At 35.4% G+C, this 15,642-nt stretch carries 15 protein-coding genes, 3 pseudogenes and 1 other annotated feature; of the genes and pseudogenes, 3 read left to right on the forward strand and 15 right to left on the reverse strand.

Annotated features, from left to right (window positions below; genetic code table 11):
- Positions 1–98 precede the first annotated feature (98 nt).
- From AADV52_RS02925 to AADV52_RS02940, 4 genes and pseudogenes are all read right to left on the reverse strand, one after another.
- A complete protein-coding gene (locus tag AADV52_RS02925) occupies positions 99–593 on the reverse strand; it encodes an ROK family protein (RefSeq protein ID WP_014918771.1) in 495 nt (164 codons plus the stop codon).
- Complete coding sequence (locus AADV52_RS02930) at positions 568–837, reverse strand: hypothetical protein (protein WP_014918772.1); 270 nt, start codon at positions 835–837, stop codon at positions 568–570. The genes AADV52_RS02925 and AADV52_RS02930 overlap by 26 nt, the downstream gene beginning before the upstream one ends.
- 1 nt (position 838) lies before the next feature.
- A complete protein-coding gene (locus AADV52_RS02935; RefSeq protein ID WP_014918773.1) occupies positions 839–1,399 on the reverse strand; it encodes a UbiX family flavin prenyltransferase in 561 nt (186 codons plus the stop codon).
- A 13-nt stretch (positions 1,400–1,412) separates the two neighbouring features.
- Positions 1,413–2,010, reverse strand: a pseudogene (locus tag AADV52_RS02940) (UbiD family decarboxylase); the annotation flags it as partial.
- Between the two features lie 89 nt (positions 2,011–2,099).
- On the opposite strand from AADV52_RS02940, the pseudogene AADV52_RS02945 reads away from it, so the two are divergent.
- Positions 2,100–2,830, forward strand: a pseudogene (locus tag AADV52_RS02945) (DUF554 domain-containing protein).
- Between the two features lie 60 nt (positions 2,831–2,890).
- Here the strand turns inward: AADV52_RS02945 and brnQ are convergent.
- The 4 genes from brnQ to AADV52_RS02965 form a co-directional block, all read right to left on the reverse strand.
- Entirely contained in the window at positions 2,891–4,270 is a 1,380-nt protein-coding gene (gene brnQ / locus AADV52_RS02950; protein ID WP_014918774.1) for a branched-chain amino acid transport system II carrier protein, read from the reverse strand.
- A 69-nt stretch (positions 4,271–4,339) separates the two neighbouring features.
- Positions 4,340–4,589: a binding site (T-box leader), on the reverse strand.
- Between the two features lie 63 nt (positions 4,590–4,652).
- Complete coding sequence (locus AADV52_RS02955) at positions 4,653–4,856, reverse strand: SLAP domain-containing protein (protein ID WP_014918775.1); 204 nt, start codon at positions 4,854–4,856, stop codon at positions 4,653–4,655.
- 5 nt (positions 4,857–4,861) lie between these two features.
- The gene (locus AADV52_RS02960) at positions 4,862–5,386 is read right to left on the reverse strand and encodes an FIVAR domain-containing protein (RefSeq protein ID WP_014918776.1); all 525 of its coding nucleotides are present in this window, start codon (positions 5,384–5,386) and stop codon (positions 4,862–4,864) included.
- A complete protein-coding gene (locus AADV52_RS02965; protein ID WP_014918777.1) occupies positions 5,343–6,338 on the reverse strand; it encodes an SLAP domain-containing protein in 996 nt (331 codons plus the stop codon). The genes AADV52_RS02960 and AADV52_RS02965 overlap by 44 nt, the downstream gene beginning before the upstream one ends.
- A 116-nt stretch (positions 6,339–6,454) precedes the next feature.
- Between AADV52_RS02965 and AADV52_RS02970 the strand changes: the two genes are divergently transcribed.
- Positions 6,455–7,645, forward strand: coding sequence for a MalY/PatB family protein (locus AADV52_RS02970; RefSeq protein WP_014918778.1), 1,191 nt, complete (start codon positions 6,455–6,457; stop codon positions 7,643–7,645).
- 1 nt (position 7,646) lies between these two features.
- On the opposite strand, the gene AADV52_RS02975 is transcribed toward AADV52_RS02970, so the two are convergent.
- From AADV52_RS02975 to hpt, 4 genes are all read right to left on the reverse strand, one after another.
- Positions 7,647–7,886: a hypothetical protein gene (locus AADV52_RS02975; protein WP_003626373.1), complete on the reverse strand. Its 240-nt coding sequence runs from the start codon at positions 7,884–7,886 to the stop codon at positions 7,647–7,649.
- A gap of 111 nt (positions 7,887–7,997) precedes the next feature.
- The gene (locus AADV52_RS02980) at positions 7,998–8,549 is read right to left on the reverse strand and encodes a metal-dependent hydrolase (RefSeq protein ID WP_014918779.1); all 552 of its coding nucleotides are present in this window, start codon (positions 8,547–8,549) and stop codon (positions 7,998–8,000) included.
- 134 nt (positions 8,550–8,683) lie between these two features.
- Positions 8,684–8,845, reverse strand: coding sequence for a replication initiator protein A (locus AADV52_RS02985; protein WP_014918780.1), 162 nt, complete (start codon positions 8,843–8,845; stop codon positions 8,684–8,686).
- Positions 8,846–9,056: 211 nt separating this feature from the next.
- On the reverse strand, positions 9,057–9,590 hold the full coding sequence (hpt, locus tag AADV52_RS02990) for a hypoxanthine phosphoribosyltransferase (protein WP_014918781.1): 534 nt from the start codon (positions 9,588–9,590) through the stop codon (positions 9,057–9,059).
- Positions 9,591–9,837: 247 nt separating this feature from the next.
- Between hpt and AADV52_RS02995 the strand changes: the two are divergent.
- Positions 9,838–11,361, forward strand: a pseudogene (locus AADV52_RS02995) (YfcC family protein).
- Between the two features lie 63 nt (positions 11,362–11,424).
- Here AADV52_RS02995 and AADV52_RS03000 read toward each other — a convergent pair.
- The 3 genes from AADV52_RS03000 to AADV52_RS03010 form a co-directional block, all read right to left on the reverse strand.
- Positions 11,425–12,885, reverse strand: a complete 1,461-nt coding sequence (locus tag AADV52_RS03000; RefSeq protein ID WP_014918782.1) for an SLAP domain-containing protein — start codon at positions 12,883–12,885, stop codon at positions 11,425–11,427.
- 84 nt (positions 12,886–12,969) lie between these two features.
- Positions 12,970–14,289, reverse strand: a complete 1,320-nt coding sequence (locus AADV52_RS03005) for an FAD-containing oxidoreductase (protein ID WP_014918783.1) — start codon at positions 14,287–14,289, stop codon at positions 12,970–12,972.
- A gap of 66 nt (positions 14,290–14,355) precedes the next feature.
- Positions 14,356–15,603: a DUF2075 domain-containing protein gene (locus AADV52_RS03010; RefSeq protein ID WP_014918784.1), complete on the reverse strand. Its 1,248-nt coding sequence runs from the start codon at positions 15,601–15,603 to the stop codon at positions 14,356–14,358.
- Between the last annotated feature and the right edge of the window lie 39 nt (positions 15,604–15,642).

The raw sequence follows: 15,642 nt of genomic DNA on the forward strand, positions 1-15,642 counted from the left end.
TTAGATTTAGTCTGAACAATATAGGCTACATACATCAACATCGAAATCACTGATGATATTCAAAAAAACATTTAGCATGCTTACTCACTGCCATCTTTTTAATTTAAAGCATATTTATTTTCATGATTGATTTGCAACAACAAATTATCTAATGCTCCAAATAAATTAGCACCATTTTGAAAATGTGCTTTTACAATTTTTGGTTTAACCAACGTTGCACCTATCATAGGATTTTTACGTTTAGTTAATTCATCATAAGCTTGATTAATTCCGTTAATCAACTTTGGCTGTGCGCTAATGCCACCACCAATTGCTACTTTATTTACATCAACTACACTTTGTATATTCAAAATTAAAACAGCTATTTTCCAACAATAATCATGAAACAATTTAAGTGCTTTTAAGTTGCCAGAATTAATAATATTAAAAGCATACAAGCCATCAGTCTTATCGTCATAATTATCAAGAGCATTCACTTGCTTAACAAAAGCTACAGCTGAATCACTGCCACCAACATTACCTGCCATATTCTCTGCATGTTGATAATCGTGAATCATAAAACTTAACTCACCAGCTTGATAATAAATTGCCATTTAAATGATCTTTGATTTTTTCAGCAAACTGCTCTGCTAGGAAAATATCCTTGTGCTTTCTTCCATCATGACTTTCAAAAAATGTTTTACTTATCTTTTTTGACTTGAAATCAAATGTCACCACTCCACCAAGATGAGGAATATCTCTTCCAGTCAAGGAGACTAATAAATCTTTATTTTCCAATAGAACATCTGCACTAATTTCATAGTCTTCTTTTGCAACTTTAAAAGTTTTAGCAAGCATATTAGTTTTCCCATCTTGTTTCGATATTATTTTGAATACCTAAAGAATCAAGGATCTTCATTGACTTATGGTCGATAATATCTTGAATAGTTTTTGGCTTATCATAAAAAGATGGTATAGGGGGAATTATATGTACACCCAATTTTGCTAGTTTGGTCAAATTTTCAAGATGAATTGCAGATAAAGGTGTCTCTCTAGGGACTAGGATAAGTTGTTTATTTTCTTTGATCATTACCCCCGCTGCTCGCATAATCAAATCTGCATCAAAACCAATACTGATCCCAGCTACAGTTTTCATGCTAGCAGGTGCAATGACCATTGCATCAACTTGAAAAGAGCCACTAGAAATTGAAGCACCCAGGTTATTATTATCGTAGTAAAAATCAGCCATCTCTATTATGTTTTGAGGATCATAGGGAGTTTCGAGCTTGATATTTTCCATCGCCCATTTGTTCATTACTAAATGAGTTTCAACATCTTTATATTGTTTTAGCTTCTTTAGTAAATCAATTCCATAAATACTTCCAGAAGCTCCTGAAATGCCAATAACGATTTTTTTCAAAACTAATCAACCCTTATTTCAAATATTTCTTCCAATCAGGAATTTCCTTGAATTTAGCTCTGATAAATTGATCCTTCATATCAAATGGAACAGTTCCATCTATAATGGTCTTTGAACTCATCCCCTTAACTCTGATAGATTTAGGATCATATTGTGGTCTTTCACTTGGATCTAATGGATGGTTTCGCATTCCAGGGATGCATACGAAATCTTGATCTGCTTGGAAGCGAGTATTCATTGTCCAGACCACATCATTCATATCAAAAATATCTACATCTTCATCTACTAGCCAAACCGTCTTTAGTTCTTTAAAGGCACCAAAAGCTAAAATTGCTGCTTGTCGTTGGATACCTTCATCAGCAGGATTATCTTTATGGATTTGCATGATGGTCATCAAACTTACCACCACCTGCTGGAGGATTATAAACATTTACAACTTTCCCAGGAATGGCTTTATCTACTAATTCTAAAATTGAAGCTTCTGTAGGAATTCCTGACATTGATACATGTTCTTCACTAGGGCCAATTACAGATTGCATAATTGGATTATCTTTTCTATGCGTTACTGCTGTAATCTTAACGACATTAACCGCTGGATTAGCTTGTCCATCTTGGACTTATTAAAACTCAATTTAGAATTGAGAGCAAGTTCTTTTTAGCACTATACTGACACCATACAAAAAGAAAAGAGGTTTATTAAATGCCAATTGGAGTAATAGTTAATGCTTCATCAGTGTTACTGGGTGGAATGTTTGGTGTTTTTTTCGGTAATAAACTTTCCGAAGATTTCAAAGAAAAACTAAATATGATTTTCGGAGCTTGTTCTATGGGGATGGGAATCTTTCTATTGCACCTATGAAATATATGCCTGCAGTCATTTTTGCAGTTATTTTGGGAACCATTGTCGGATTGGTAATTCATTTAGGAAAATGGTTCAACAAAGGTGCTTTATTAATGCAAAGACCCATTACTAAAATGATACCCACAGAAAATCTAGGAATTTCCAAAGATGAATTTATGAGTTTAATGGTCACTGCAACTGTTCTGTTTTGTGCTAGTGGTACCGGTATTTATGGTGCTTTGGATGAAGGTATGTCAGGTGATATTACAATTTTAGTATCTAAATCTATTTTGGATTTCTTCACTGCTGCTATCTTTGCAGCTAGTTTAGGTTATGCAGTTTCAATTATTGCAATTCCTCAATTCATCATCTTTGTAATTCTATTTTTCTTAGCAAGATTCATTTTGCCTTACACTAATTCAACGATGATTCTAGATTTTAAGGCTTGTGGTGGATTCTTAATGTTAGCTACTGGCTTTAGAATCGTCAAGTTAAAGATGTTCCCTATTGCGGAAATGATTCCAGCCATGATTTTGGTCATGCCATTATCTTGGTTATGGGGCAACGTAATTCTGAATTTTATTCATTAAATATATAAACGAAAAAACTTATCTACTCAGACCCAAAGATGAATAGATAAGTTTTTATTTTTATTCAAATTCTTCTTGTGCAGCAACCAAGTTCTTTCGTCTAAAGACATGGAATGCTAAACCGACTACCAAACCAACTAAAGCAGGTACTAACCAGGAAAGTCCCATGCTTGCTAGTGGTAAAGAACTTCTTACTGCAGCAACCATTAAACCAAATTGGCTTTGGCTAACAACTGCTGGAAATGCTACAACCATGTCTCCTAATGCAGGAACTACTGTAAACAAGATTACGAAGAAGTAAACTACGCCATCACGTTTAAACAATGGTGAAAATACTGATAAAAGGATCAAGACCATTGATAATGGGTACAAGAACATGAGCATTGGAATTGACCAAGCGATGATTTGATCCAAACCAAAGTTAGCAGCTAAGAATGATGCTAAACAGCTAAGTGCAAGCCATGCGTGGTAACTAACCTTTGGAAAATGCTTATGGAAATCTTGAGCAAATGCAGCAACTAAACCAACTGCAGTAGTCAAACAAGTAACAGTTAGCAAAAATGCAAGTAATGCTTGACCAAAGAGACCACCGTATTGATTAACGATTTGGTTAAATGCAACACCACCGTTGTCTGATACTTTGAAGTGGCCTAATGACATCGCACCCATCAAGATCAAAAGCAAGTAGATTAGAGCTACAGTTCCCATTGCAACCACACCAGATTTAGCAACTACCTTGGAAACACTCTTTGGATCTTTTTGACCCATTGAACGAACGGCGGTAACAACAGTAACACCAAAAGCTAAACCAGCTAAAGCATCCATAGTATTGTACCCTTCAAGGAAACCATTTACTAAAGCAGAATGCTTGTAAGCTGCGGTAACAGCTGCAGTTTGTGAATTTCCTAATGGATTAAGAAATGCAACAACGAAAACTAAGAATAAAAGTGCTAAAAATAATGGGTTTAAAACTTTACCAACGTTAGATAAGATGTTGTTTTCATGATATGCAAATGCAAATGCCAATAAGAAAAATACTGCTGAGAATACTAATAGTGAGACAGTTTGCATGTCCTTAGGGATAAATGGTGCCATACCAACTGTGAATGAAACTGTAGCTGTTCTTGGTGTACCAAATAAAGGACCGATAGTCGCATGGATTAACACCATGAATACTACTGCAAAACCAGCACCTAACGGCTTACCAATGTCATAAACACCACCTGCACGAGTGATGGCAACGGCAAGTACTGATAGTAAAGGCAATAACACACCAGTGATCAGAAATCCAACTGCGGCGCTCCCCCAGTTTGCGCCAGCAAGTTGTCCCAAATGAAGTGGGAAAATTAGGTTACCTGCCCCAAAGAATAATCCAAATAGTAAAGAAGCAACGACTAGATATTGCTTCCAGGTCAACTTACGAGATTTTTCATCATTCATACACTCGTCCTCCTGAGAATTAAGAATTATCTGATCACAAAAAAAGTCCCTCAACCAAAATTGCTTTGATTGAGGGACGCTTCTAGCGTGGTACCACCCTTTATTTATATTGCTATTACTAGCAATACCTTTCACGTGCGGCCGAAGAAACTTCGGCGATACGCAGGCACTATAACGGGTGCTCCCACTATTTCTTACTAAAACATTAAGAAATAGAACTCGAAAGTGATTTTCATTTAATTCTACCTTTATCTCCTCACACCTAACGAGACTCGCTGTAAATTCGAATTAAATTACTCTTCTTTCTCTTTGTTTTCAGATTGATTAAATTGTTAATAATTATTTTAATCGAATTATCATCGTTGTCAACACTTTTTTAATATTATTTTTTGATGACCCAACGAAAGCTTAAACTTGGAGTATATTGGTTCTTACCGATCTGGTACATATATTGGTCCTTCACGATCCGGTGGCCTCTAATCTTAAAGACCTTTTCTTTCTTGAGTTTTAACTTTTTGACTAATTTACCTTGACGATTATAGATAAAGTATTGATTACCTTTAAGGCCATAATATTCTTTGACCAACTTCTTTAAAGCCGCTTTTTTGTACTCTCTTCAGCAAGTTCCTTGATATTTAATGGCTGCTTCTTCTTCACATCCACAGCGGCATATCCTAACCAAAAATGACTATCCTTGCCAAAATTCCAAACAGGACGATCAGTGACATATTGCCAATTATTCTTGCTGTTATAGATATTAGGCAGAACATATCCCTTGTGTTCGGTTTTAACTAAGTTATAACCCAAACGCAAAACCTTTTGTACTTCTGTCATGGTCAATTGATCATAGCGGCCAACCTTAAGTTTCTTGCCGTTTAATGCTTTTTCCGCATTAGTTAATTCTCTTTGAGCTTGTTTAACTACCAAAACAGTTGCTTGATTGTTGGTATTAATCTTTTCTGCATTGGCTAAATAAGAGTTAAATCTGACTTTCAAATCATAGTCAGTCAACTTATATTTAGTTGTCCTCTTAGTTTCCTTGGCACTGGCAATCGCTTTTTCTAGTGCTGATTTATATGTAAGCCTTAGCTTCTGCTGCAGTATTAATTGGCTCAAGCTTTAATCCTCTAAATTTCTTTACTTCACTGGTTTTAATATAACCGTAATCCTTCAGCTCATTGGTATTGCTGTTAGGGTAACCGATCACGTGATAGAAGAGTTCTGCTTTATTTTCACTAGGAACCCACAAATATACTTCTTCGTCAACGTGATTTAAATCAGCCATAGAAGTCTCTTCTACGACAGCCACTTCATGGTTTAATGGTAAAAGTTGATCAGTCTTTTCACCCATTGCATTGTAAATTGGGGTTTTGGCTTTTAATTCAACTCGACTAGAATACAGATCTTCAAATTCGTGAACCGGCAATGCCTTTGACAAGTTTAAATTATCTGCAGAAACAAAGAGATGTGTGCCCTTAATACGGTAATAGTCATAAGGATTATGATCAAAATCGTCTAATTGACTCACAAAAGTAACTGCCTGATCGAAGGTTAGCTTTTGCCCCTTCTTTAAATACTTATCACTAGGTGCCATAGTACTGTCATTACTGTAGTCACTAGAATTGATGAAGGTTCTGACATTATTATTTTTAACTACGCCTGTCGTCTCTCCAGTAGTCATTAAGTAATTGCCATTAACAGCAATCACATCAGCCACTTTCACATAGCGATTGCGACCGAGTTTGTAATATTTGCGTCCCTTGATCTTGTAATAAGGGATTCGCTTTTTCTTATTATTTTCATAAAAGTAGTATTTGCCGTTCTTAGTGGATTTAATTTTGCCACTGTAAGCTAAAGTTTGACCACGTTTAATCTTAGTAGATAGTCGTTTGCCTTTTGCGTTGTACAAATGACCATTGTTAATGGCTGTAATCCAGTTTTTACCAGAAATTTGTTTAACATAGTCAGAAGACAGGGTTTCACCATTGTCTAAATTATATTGCAACTCACCAAAATAATAGCTGCCTGGATCAAATGGCTTATATTTAGGCGTACCATAATACTTCAAGACTTTTTCCCTTTTTAACCGGGTGTCTCTTACCGTTAGCAAAATAACTAGCGTAAGTTTAAGTTACTTTGATTTTGCCGCTAGCTGTCTGTCTTGCTGCTTGAACGATATTATTTGTGGGCAAATTAACTACCCTTGCCACTGGCGCAACCGCAAGTAATGTTGCAGTTATGCCAATCGGAAAATTACCTGGTTTTGCACCATCAAAACCAAAAGAAGGCTTTGATACGATCCCTATGTGGGTAGCCGATATGAATTTCCCTACAGCTAAGTCAATTCAGGAAGAAATTATTAAAAGAGATAACCAATCTCCCCTATTTGGTTATTTCCAACCAAGCGACGCCTACTACCAAGCAATCATTGATTGGCATAAAAAGCGCAAGGGCGTGTCAGGTTTAACTAAAGAAGATATTGGCTACGAAAACGGTGTACTTGGTGGTGTTGTTTCCGCCTTAAAAGTCTTCGCAGCACCAGGCGATAAAGTTTTGCTTCATTCACCAACATATATGGGTTTTACTAACGCTGTCTTAAGCAATGGTTACCAAATTGTCCACTCACCTTTAATTAAAGATGAAAATGGTACTTGGCGCATGGACTATGAGGACATGGACAATAAGATTAAGGAAAATCAAATTCATGTTGCAATCTTTTGTAATCCTCATAACCCAACTGGCCGCGTTTGGACTAAAGAAGAAATTACCAAGGCAATGGAAGTTTATGAGAGAAACAACGTTTGGGTTATTTCTGATGAAATCTGGTCCGATCTGATGATGAACGACCACCATTACATTCCTACCCAATCAGTTAGCGAATGGGCTAAGCAACATACTGCAGCTTTTTATGCTCCATCTAAAACTTTTAACATCGCAGGATTAATTGGTAGTTACAGTGTTATTTACAATAAGCCTATCCGTGAACGCATCCAAAGTGTTGGTGAAAAGACTGTTTACAATAGTATGAACGTCTTTTCAGAACATGCTTTAATCGGTGCTTACAGCGACGAAGGCGACAACTGGCTTGATCAACTTTTGCCAGTTCTTTCAAAAAACGTAAACATAGCTTACGACTACGTAACTAAGCATTTTGATGGAGTATCAACCTTTAAGACCGAAGGTACGTTCCTGGATTGCACAGATTGGCTAAAGAAACATGGCAAAACGCAAAAGGAATTATTGCAACGTGGTTGGGATTACGGCATCGGCTGGCAAGATGGCGGCCTATTCCAAGGTCCAACTTCAAATGGTAAAAGAAAAGAACAGAATCAAAATCGATTCTGTTCTTTTTTGTATTTATATTCAAATTTTTAAATTAACGATAGTCCTTAAGGAAATCCATCATCTTATCATAGTCTGCATCATGCTTAGCATCGTAAGCATCCTCGACTTTAACAACCTTGTTGTTTTCAGTAATGATGCGGTATTCACGCAAGTCATTCTTTTCATTAGCAACAACAGTAATTTCACCCTTACCTGGAGTTGAATACAAGGTGGGGTTAAGTACTTCATTTAATTTATCTGATAATTGTTGGTTAAAAGCAATTTGATTCATTTTAATATATCTCTTTTCTTAAAATATTTCCAACAACGTTAGTATAACATTAAGTAGTATCATTCACCATATCTAGTAAAGATATTTACTAAATAAACGTACACGTTTTACTTATATCTCAGGTGCAGCAAGTAGCCATAGCCAATAACACGACATCATTATAATTCCTAAAAAGGCAATTAGAGTAATGAATTTCTCAAAAAAGCCGCCTACTTTGTACCGAAATATAGAGTGATGTCTTCTTTTTTTAACAAATGGGGCCCACCAATCTACTCCCCGCTTGCTGAAGCTATCTTCAACTAGATGCAAGAAATAGCCTAAAATCAGGCCTAGCCAAATACTGCCCCACCAATTCGGCAATTGCCAAGAACGAAATTGGATAGGAATAAAGTGATTCATTATAAAATATAAGCCAATTGAAAAAACTAACCAGCCTAAAAACGAATGAGTTACCCCACGATGTCGTAAAAATAAGCTAAAATTGATCGGAGATTTACGACTAGTCGTGCTGTTATATTCATCAATATCAGGTAAAGACGCGCCTACTCCGGTAGCCAATAGGATTATTAAATTAGATGCAGGGTCAGCAATAAATGCATTGCTAGCGATTACCCCTAATTCGACAAGCGCAATACTGCATAAACGATGCGAGCGCGTCAGCATGTTAGTCACCTCTTCGTTAGAACATATATTCATATTGTAACATACAAAAATAAGAGATGACAGCATTCTTATTTGCAAGAAAAAACACACTATTTTATTAATAATGTGCTAAATCTTCTATTTATAAATTTCACTCACACATCCATCAAATCTTTATCAGGATAAATAATATACATGTTTCCGTCGGAATCTACCCAGCCATTATTTGGTGACTTAGTTATCTTCAGTGTAAAAATCATATATAAATAACGAGCATCGGTACCCAATCTTTTATACTTAGAATTGTGGAATTCCATTTTGCTGTTCTGGGTACTCAATTCCTTTTTTTTATTTTTGAATATCTTTATTCATTTTACTAACCTCTTTAGTTGATAAAACGCTTACTTTACAAAATCATTATAGCTCTATATTAATTTTTATATAAGTAAAAGCGATTATTGTAATATAAAGTACTGTTAAAATCAACTATTTTTAAAATAGAGGTTTGGTTTTTACACTTTTTTAAAACTATGCATAAACTGCTTGTTTTAAGATGCCCACATAAGGAAGATTACGATACCAACCGTTGTAATCAAGACCATAACCTACTAAAAATGCATTTGGTGCTTTAAAAGCATAATCGTCAGCTTTGAAATCTACTACACGTGTTTCTGGTTTATCAAGCATAGAAACTACTTCGATACTTTTAGCACCGCGTTTTTCCATTACTTCAGTAAGTGCCTTTAATGTGCGGCCAGTATCAATAATATCTTCCATAAAAATTACCGGACGATTATTTACATTAGATTTAATATCTTGGACGATCTTGACTTTACCAGTTGAAGCAGCTCCGGCATAACTTGAGGCCTTTATTGGATCAATGGTTAACTTGAAAGTCAACTTTTTAATCATATCACTGGCAAAAAGCATTGCTCCATTTAAAACAGGAATAACTATAGGCTCTTGACCCGCATATTTTTTATTCAAGCGTTCAGCCATTTCATCCATCCGTTTATTAAGTTGTTCCTGAGTAAATAATACTTTTTCAATATCGTTGTTCATTATAAATGTTTCCCCTCTTGTTCATCTAATGATCAGATTTTAGCATATGTTTTTAAATATTTACAGTATTTTGGTCAAATATACTACTAATTGACTAAAAATATTATTGTTTATAGTGATAATTGTTCGTGTTTTACTATATAGCGACTTTGATATTTGTTTTCACCTTAAGTAAGCGGTAACATATTTCCTGCTAGTTTTATATAATAGGATTAGATGTTGTTTATTGTTTAAGGAGAGGATATAGATGGTTGCTGTAAAAAAGAAGAAAAAGCATCAATTTCCGACGGCCTATACGGTCATCATTATTGTGCTCTTTTACTAGTTCAACTATTGACGTTTGTCATACCTGCCGGTAATTATGCTACATTGGCCTATGACACGTCCGATAAAGATTTTGTGATCACTAAGCCTAACGGTGAAAAAGATAAAGCTCCTGCTACCCAGGCTACTTTAAAGAAATATAAAGTTAATATAGCTGTTAAGAAATTTAAGGATGGCACAATATATAAACCAGTGGCTATTCCCAATTCTTATGAGCGAATCAATTTGAAAAAGCCAAATTTATGGCAAGCGATTGTTCAATTCTTTACCTCACAAGTTCAAGGAATTGGTCAAGGTGTTGACATTATTGCCTTCGTATTAATCCTTGGTGGGATGTATCGGAGTAGTCCATGCAAATGGTGCGATTAATTCAGGGATGCAAACCCTATCTAAGTGAATTAAAGGTAAACAAGTTCTGTTGATTGTTTTAGTTATGGGGTTGATCTCTTTAGGTGGGACAACTTTTGGCCTAGCTGAAGAAACTATGGCTATGTACCCTATTCTGATTCCAGTTTTCTTGATTGCTGGTTATGATACGATGACAGTACTAGGAACGATCTTCCTCGAGACGAGTATTGGGACGATGGTTTCAACAATTAATCCTTTCTCAACGATTATTGCTTCCAACACTGCTGGTGTAAACTTTGCTCTAGAATTACCATGTGGGTTATTTGTACTGTGGTTGGGATGCTCTATGTAATCTTTTATGCGGAAAAGTACGCAAAGATCCTACTAAGTCTGTCGTGTATGACCAATATGAACAAAACAGAGAAAAATATTTAAGCGGCGCTGATATAGAAAAACAGGCAAATTTACCTGGAAGTAAAAATTAACTTTAATTATCTTTGCTGTTGCTTTCATTGTTATGATCTGGGGTGTTCAGCAAAAAGGATGGTACTTCACTGAAATTTCTGTTGTCTTCCTTGCAGCTGGCTACTTGATGGCCATCTTCTCAGGATTAACTGAACATAAAGTGGTGCAAGCCTTTGTCGACGGGGCTAGTGATTTGCTCGGAGTGGCATTGACCATCGGTTTGGCTCGAGCCGTTTCAATCGTAATGGATACCAGTCATACAAGCGATACGATCATGCACTTCTTCAGTCAACAAGTATCCGGCATGAGTCCATTGATTTTCGTGTGGTTCTTATTCATTGTTTACATTATTCTAGGGTTCTTCATCCAATCATCATCTGGTTTGGCGGTTCTTTCTATGCCAATCATGGCACCATTAGCCAATGTTATTGGGATTGATCGCGCTAGTGTTATTGACGCCTACAACTGGGGATTGGGATTCATATCTTTAGTTGCTCCAACCGGATTGATTTTGATGAGTTTAATGATGGTTAATATTGACTTTAACAAATGGTTTAAATGGTGCTGGAAGTTATTAGTCATTGAGTTTGTTCTTTGTTTAGTTTTCCTTGGCATCGGATTGTTGATATATTAGTAAAAATAAGCAAAACAAAATAGAGATGCATCTTGCATCCCCATTTTTTGTGTCTCCAAATATTTAACGCTCTTCCGCAAAGTCGCTAGTCTTCATCATCTTCGTAGAAACAACCTTATTATGATCTCTTTCATTTTCAATGCTTAATTCAAAGACAGACTCATCCGCTTCACTCATAGTTACCTGACCATAAAGTGATTCAGTATCGGTTTCCTTAGAGTAAATATTTGAAACTAGCAGTTCAATAGCCAGTCTTTCATCTTGCGTCAATTTATTAAGATTGCCTACTTTGACCTTTGCTCCATCTAATTCGTCTTGGGCTGTCTTAATGTTCCAAATCAAGTATTGAGCTTGCGTAGCTGAAATAGTACCTTTATCCAACGCGGATCTTGCCTCATCAATTGCTTGATCATAGTTATACCGTTTGTAAAAGCTAGATAATTTGTACTTAATACTACCTTGTACCACTGCATGCTTATTAATTAAATCCTTTAAGTCTAATTCTTCACTTTCAGACATAGCAATTTTAGCATTATCTTCAGCTTGACTAGCACTATTAATTGGCTTTAAATGCAGTCCATTTGCAAAAGTAACATCACTTACTTTGACAAAAGCATCTCCAATATTTACCGTATTAATTTTAACTACTTCAGGGAATCCAGGTGATGTCTTTAAGTTAGCCATCTTTTGATAACGATCAACTACATGATAGTAAAGTTCTGCTTTATTTTCTTGTTCATTCCATAAATAAATAGCGCCGTTTATTCTTAATCCCTGACTTCTCATCCAGGCAAAATTATTCGGAGTAATATTTTGACCAGTAAAAGAGTAAAATGGAATTTTATCTTTTTTAGCTAAAACGACCATACCATTGCGTTCAGCATAATTAATAGAATCCATATTTTGGCGAGCAGTGACATCCCTTGCCCAAATATAATAATCTGTGCCCTTAATATGATAAGCATTAGGGAAACCATTAGCTAACACATCCATTCCGCCTAATTGATCGACAACTAGCTTTTGACCTTTTTTATAGTATTTTCCGGTAGTCAAAGCTCTGTTTCTGCTAGCTTTAAAAAGTTGCGGTGTTTTTGTTTTAACCGTTACTGTAGTTTGATTAAATAAAAGTTTATTGCCATCAATAGCATCAACATTTGCAGCTTTAACATATTGATTTTTACCAATCTTAAAATAATCTGTGCCTTTGATCTTAGTTATAGTTAATTGATATCTGTGCGTATTCGAATAATTTTGATAAAAGTACAGGTTATCCGCAAAATCATTTTGACTAATCTTGCCTTGATACTTAACTAAAGCTCCTTTGCGTAAAAGCTTCTTAGTATGCTTACCTTGTTTATTATAAATATAAGCATTATGATTAAGCTTCAATTTATCTTTTTGACTAATTTGCTGTTTATTAGTAGCCGCATAAGCCATTTGTGACGGTTGAAGCATTCCAACAGCAGGAGTAACAGCCATTAAAGTAGCTACCGAAGTTAATACAATCTTTTGCTTTAATTTCATTTCTTTACCTCATCAGAATTTACTTATACTTTCAATTATAGCAAGTAAAAGCAGACACTCACTAATAGAATGCCTGCTTTTTCATTACTTAAATAAATCATTGAAACTTTCGCTCATTGTGGGGTGAGTGTAAATTTCATCTCGTAAAATAGCTGCCGGAATTTTCATTTTCATTGCTAAACTAATCATATTGATTAACTCATATGATTCCGCACCATATAAGGTTACTCCTAAAATCAAACCTGTCTTAGGGGCAATCAAGGCTTTGAATAATCCACGTGGATCTTTTAACACATGAGCTTTTGGAATAGCTGCTACTGGCAATTTCTTTAATTCATAAGTAATGCCTTGAGCCTTTGCTTCTTTTTCGCTTAAACCAACCCGAGACAAGGATGGAGTAATAAACACGCTGTATGGTACATTGATTCGATCAGATAAGCTGCGCTTGCCTGAGCCAAATAGTTGATCCTTAATAATCCGAAAATCATCTAAGGAAATATAAGTAAATTGCAATCCACCTTTAACGTCACCAATTGCCCAGACATTAGGCACAGTTGTTTGAAGATGATCGTCTACTTTAATTGCACCACGATCAGTTAATTGAATTGCAGTATTTTCTAAGCCTAAATTTTCTGTATTTGGTTTTCTACCAGTAGCTACCAAAATACGATCTGCGACCATTTCGTGTGATTGACCATCTTTTTCATAAAAAACAGTTTGCCCATCAACTCTATTGATTTTGACGCCAAGTTCAAAAGTTACACCACTATTTTCCATATCTTTCTTGATTTCACTAGCGATGTCATTATCTTCACGTGGCAAAAATTGTTCATGCAAATCTAGTACTGTTACCTTTGAACCATACTTTGCAAACATAGAAGCAAATTCCAGACCAATATACCCCGCACCAATAATTACCAGCTTTTCAGGCATTTCTTTTTGATCCATTGCAGCAGTAGAATCTAAAACTGCCTTACTTTCAGCTAGGCCAGGAATAGGCAACATCACTGGCAATGCACCAGTATTAATGAAGATTCTTTCACCGCGATATTGTTCTTTTTCTTCTACGGTAGTTGTTACTTCAATCTCATGATCTGCAATAAACTTTGCTTCACCATCGAGCACAGTGACAGTTGGTTCATCAGCCAACATGTGATAATTTTTACCACGCAGCATAGTAGTCATTTGATTTTTACCATTAACAGCATCGGTAAATTTTACGCCATTATCTGCTTCAATGATCAACCGCTTAGATGGCAAGCAAGCGATATTAATGCAAGTACCGCCATACATTTGATTCGACTTTTCAATTACTAAAACTTCTTCACCCTTTTGTGCGAGAAATTTTGCTAGAGTCTTGCCGCCTTTGCCAAAGCCGATAATAATATTTTGAATAGTTTTCATAATCTCATCCTTTTACTAAAAGTAATTGCTATTTTTATCTAATAATACTGATAAAAACTATTCATGTCACCTATTATGCTTAGAAATTAATTTTTGATAATTTTGGTATAAAGTCTGTCGCAATAATGGATCATGGGCATAGATATAGGTACCATAAACACCGCGCTTGAATAAAACGTTGATCATGTTCATGAATAACCGCTTCTTAGCTTCATTTAGTTCTTGATCATTGAATAGATCTTTACGTTTTTTGAAGGCTTCAATATCTGTAAACTTGCTTGGATCTACCTTCAGTTTATTGGTACTCGGAATTTGCGTAACTGGCGGACTTAAAATGATTCCGGTGTAGTTTAAATCAAAACCCTGACAAGTATAAATAGAACCAACTTCATTAATAGTTTCTGGTATTTCAGCCCAAGGTTTAGATGTGTAATTATACTGATCCCACGGCATTTTGAACTTGCCTTCTGTGATATAGTGTTTACCACCATCAAGAGTCGAAGGATATCCGGTAGTAGATAAAATTCTAGATAATCCTACCTCATTGTTTCGTTTAACTATCTCCTGCCGCATCTTTTCTGCATCATCAAAAATGCGAAAATCATAATTGTGTCGCGCATCCTCAGGGAATGGCAGGATTTTCTCTTCATCAGTAAAATAATTAAACCAATTAAGTAGATCATCACTGGCATTGACTCTAAATTGGCGAGTTAAATGATAATCTTCATGAGGATATTGATGAGTAATTTTTTCTAATTGCTTGTTGGTCCAAAAAGTCTTAGTGCGTAAAACTTGATATTGATCAAATACAAGAATTACAACTTTAACCCGCTTGATGAGCTCTACTAATTGATTATTGTAAGTAAAGTTATTATATGGATCTGATCTTGACAATAATAAGTGAGCCTCATCAATTACAACGACATCTACTGTTTCATCTTTTTTATCGAGTTGATTGATTAAAGAAGTGGGACGAGTAAAGTCTTTTTTGTAAAGATGGGGCAAATCACCTGCAATTTCTTTATATACTTTTAAAATTTCTGGGTGATTGACCACAAAATAATTGGTCGTTTGATAAAGTGGTGAATCTTCCTTAGTTCTTGCGGCAACTTGGATTTCATTGAATAAGTGTGCTAATACAACACTTTTTCCTGTTCCTGCATCCCCATAAACCGTAAAAATAGCAGGATAATCTTGCTTAATGTGTTTTGTAGTAAAAGACAAAATATCATTAACTAGATTCTCTTGTTCTGCAGTTAAAGTTTTAAACGGCGACAGTTTTTCTGTTGCACTATTGATAATTGTATTTTGCATTTCTAACTCCCCTAACATTAGCTAGAAATATTTTACCAC

The sequence above is a fragment of the Lactobacillus helveticus genome, assembly GCF_046109915.1.
In the GTDB taxonomy this organism is placed as follows: domain Bacteria; phylum Bacillota; class Bacilli; order Lactobacillales; family Lactobacillaceae; genus Lactobacillus; species Lactobacillus helveticus.

Bases quoted from the DNA above. Each gene is read 5' to 3' on its own strand.
- AADV52_RS02925 (WP_014918771.1), bottom strand. From the start codon at position 593: ATGGCAATTTATTATCAAGCTGGTGAGTTAAGTTTTATGATTCACGAT.
- AADV52_RS02930 (WP_014918772.1), bottom strand. From the start codon at position 837: ATGCTTGCTAAAACTTTTAAAGTTGCAAAAGAAGACTATGAAATTAGT.
- brnQ (WP_014918774.1), bottom strand. From the start codon at position 4,270: ATGAATGATGAAAAATCTCGTAAGTTGACCTGGAAGCAATATCTAGTC.
- AADV52_RS02975 (WP_003626373.1), bottom strand. From the start codon at position 7,886: ATGAATCAAATTGCTTTTAACCAACAATTATCAGATAAATTAAATGAA.
- AADV52_RS02980 (WP_014918779.1), bottom strand. From the start codon at position 8,549: ATGCTGACGCGCTCGCATCGTTTATGCAGTATTGCGCTTGTCGAATTA.
- AADV52_RS02985 (WP_014918780.1), bottom strand. From the start codon at position 8,845: ATGGAATTCCACAATTCTAAGTATAAAAGATTGGGTACCGATGCTCGT.
- hpt (WP_014918781.1), bottom strand. From the start codon at position 9,590: ATGAACAACGATATTGAAAAAGTATTATTTACTCAGGAACAACTTAAT.
- AADV52_RS03000 (WP_014918782.1), bottom strand. From the start codon at position 12,885: ATGAAATTAAAGCAAAAGATTGTATTAACTTCGGTAGCTACTTTAATG.
- AADV52_RS03005 (WP_014918783.1), bottom strand. From the start codon at position 14,289: ATGAAAACTATTCAAAATATTATTATCGGCTTTGGCAAAGGCGGCAAG.
- AADV52_RS03010 (WP_014918784.1), bottom strand. From the start codon at position 15,603: ATGCAAAATACAATTATCAATAGTGCAACAGAAAAACTGTCGCCGTTT.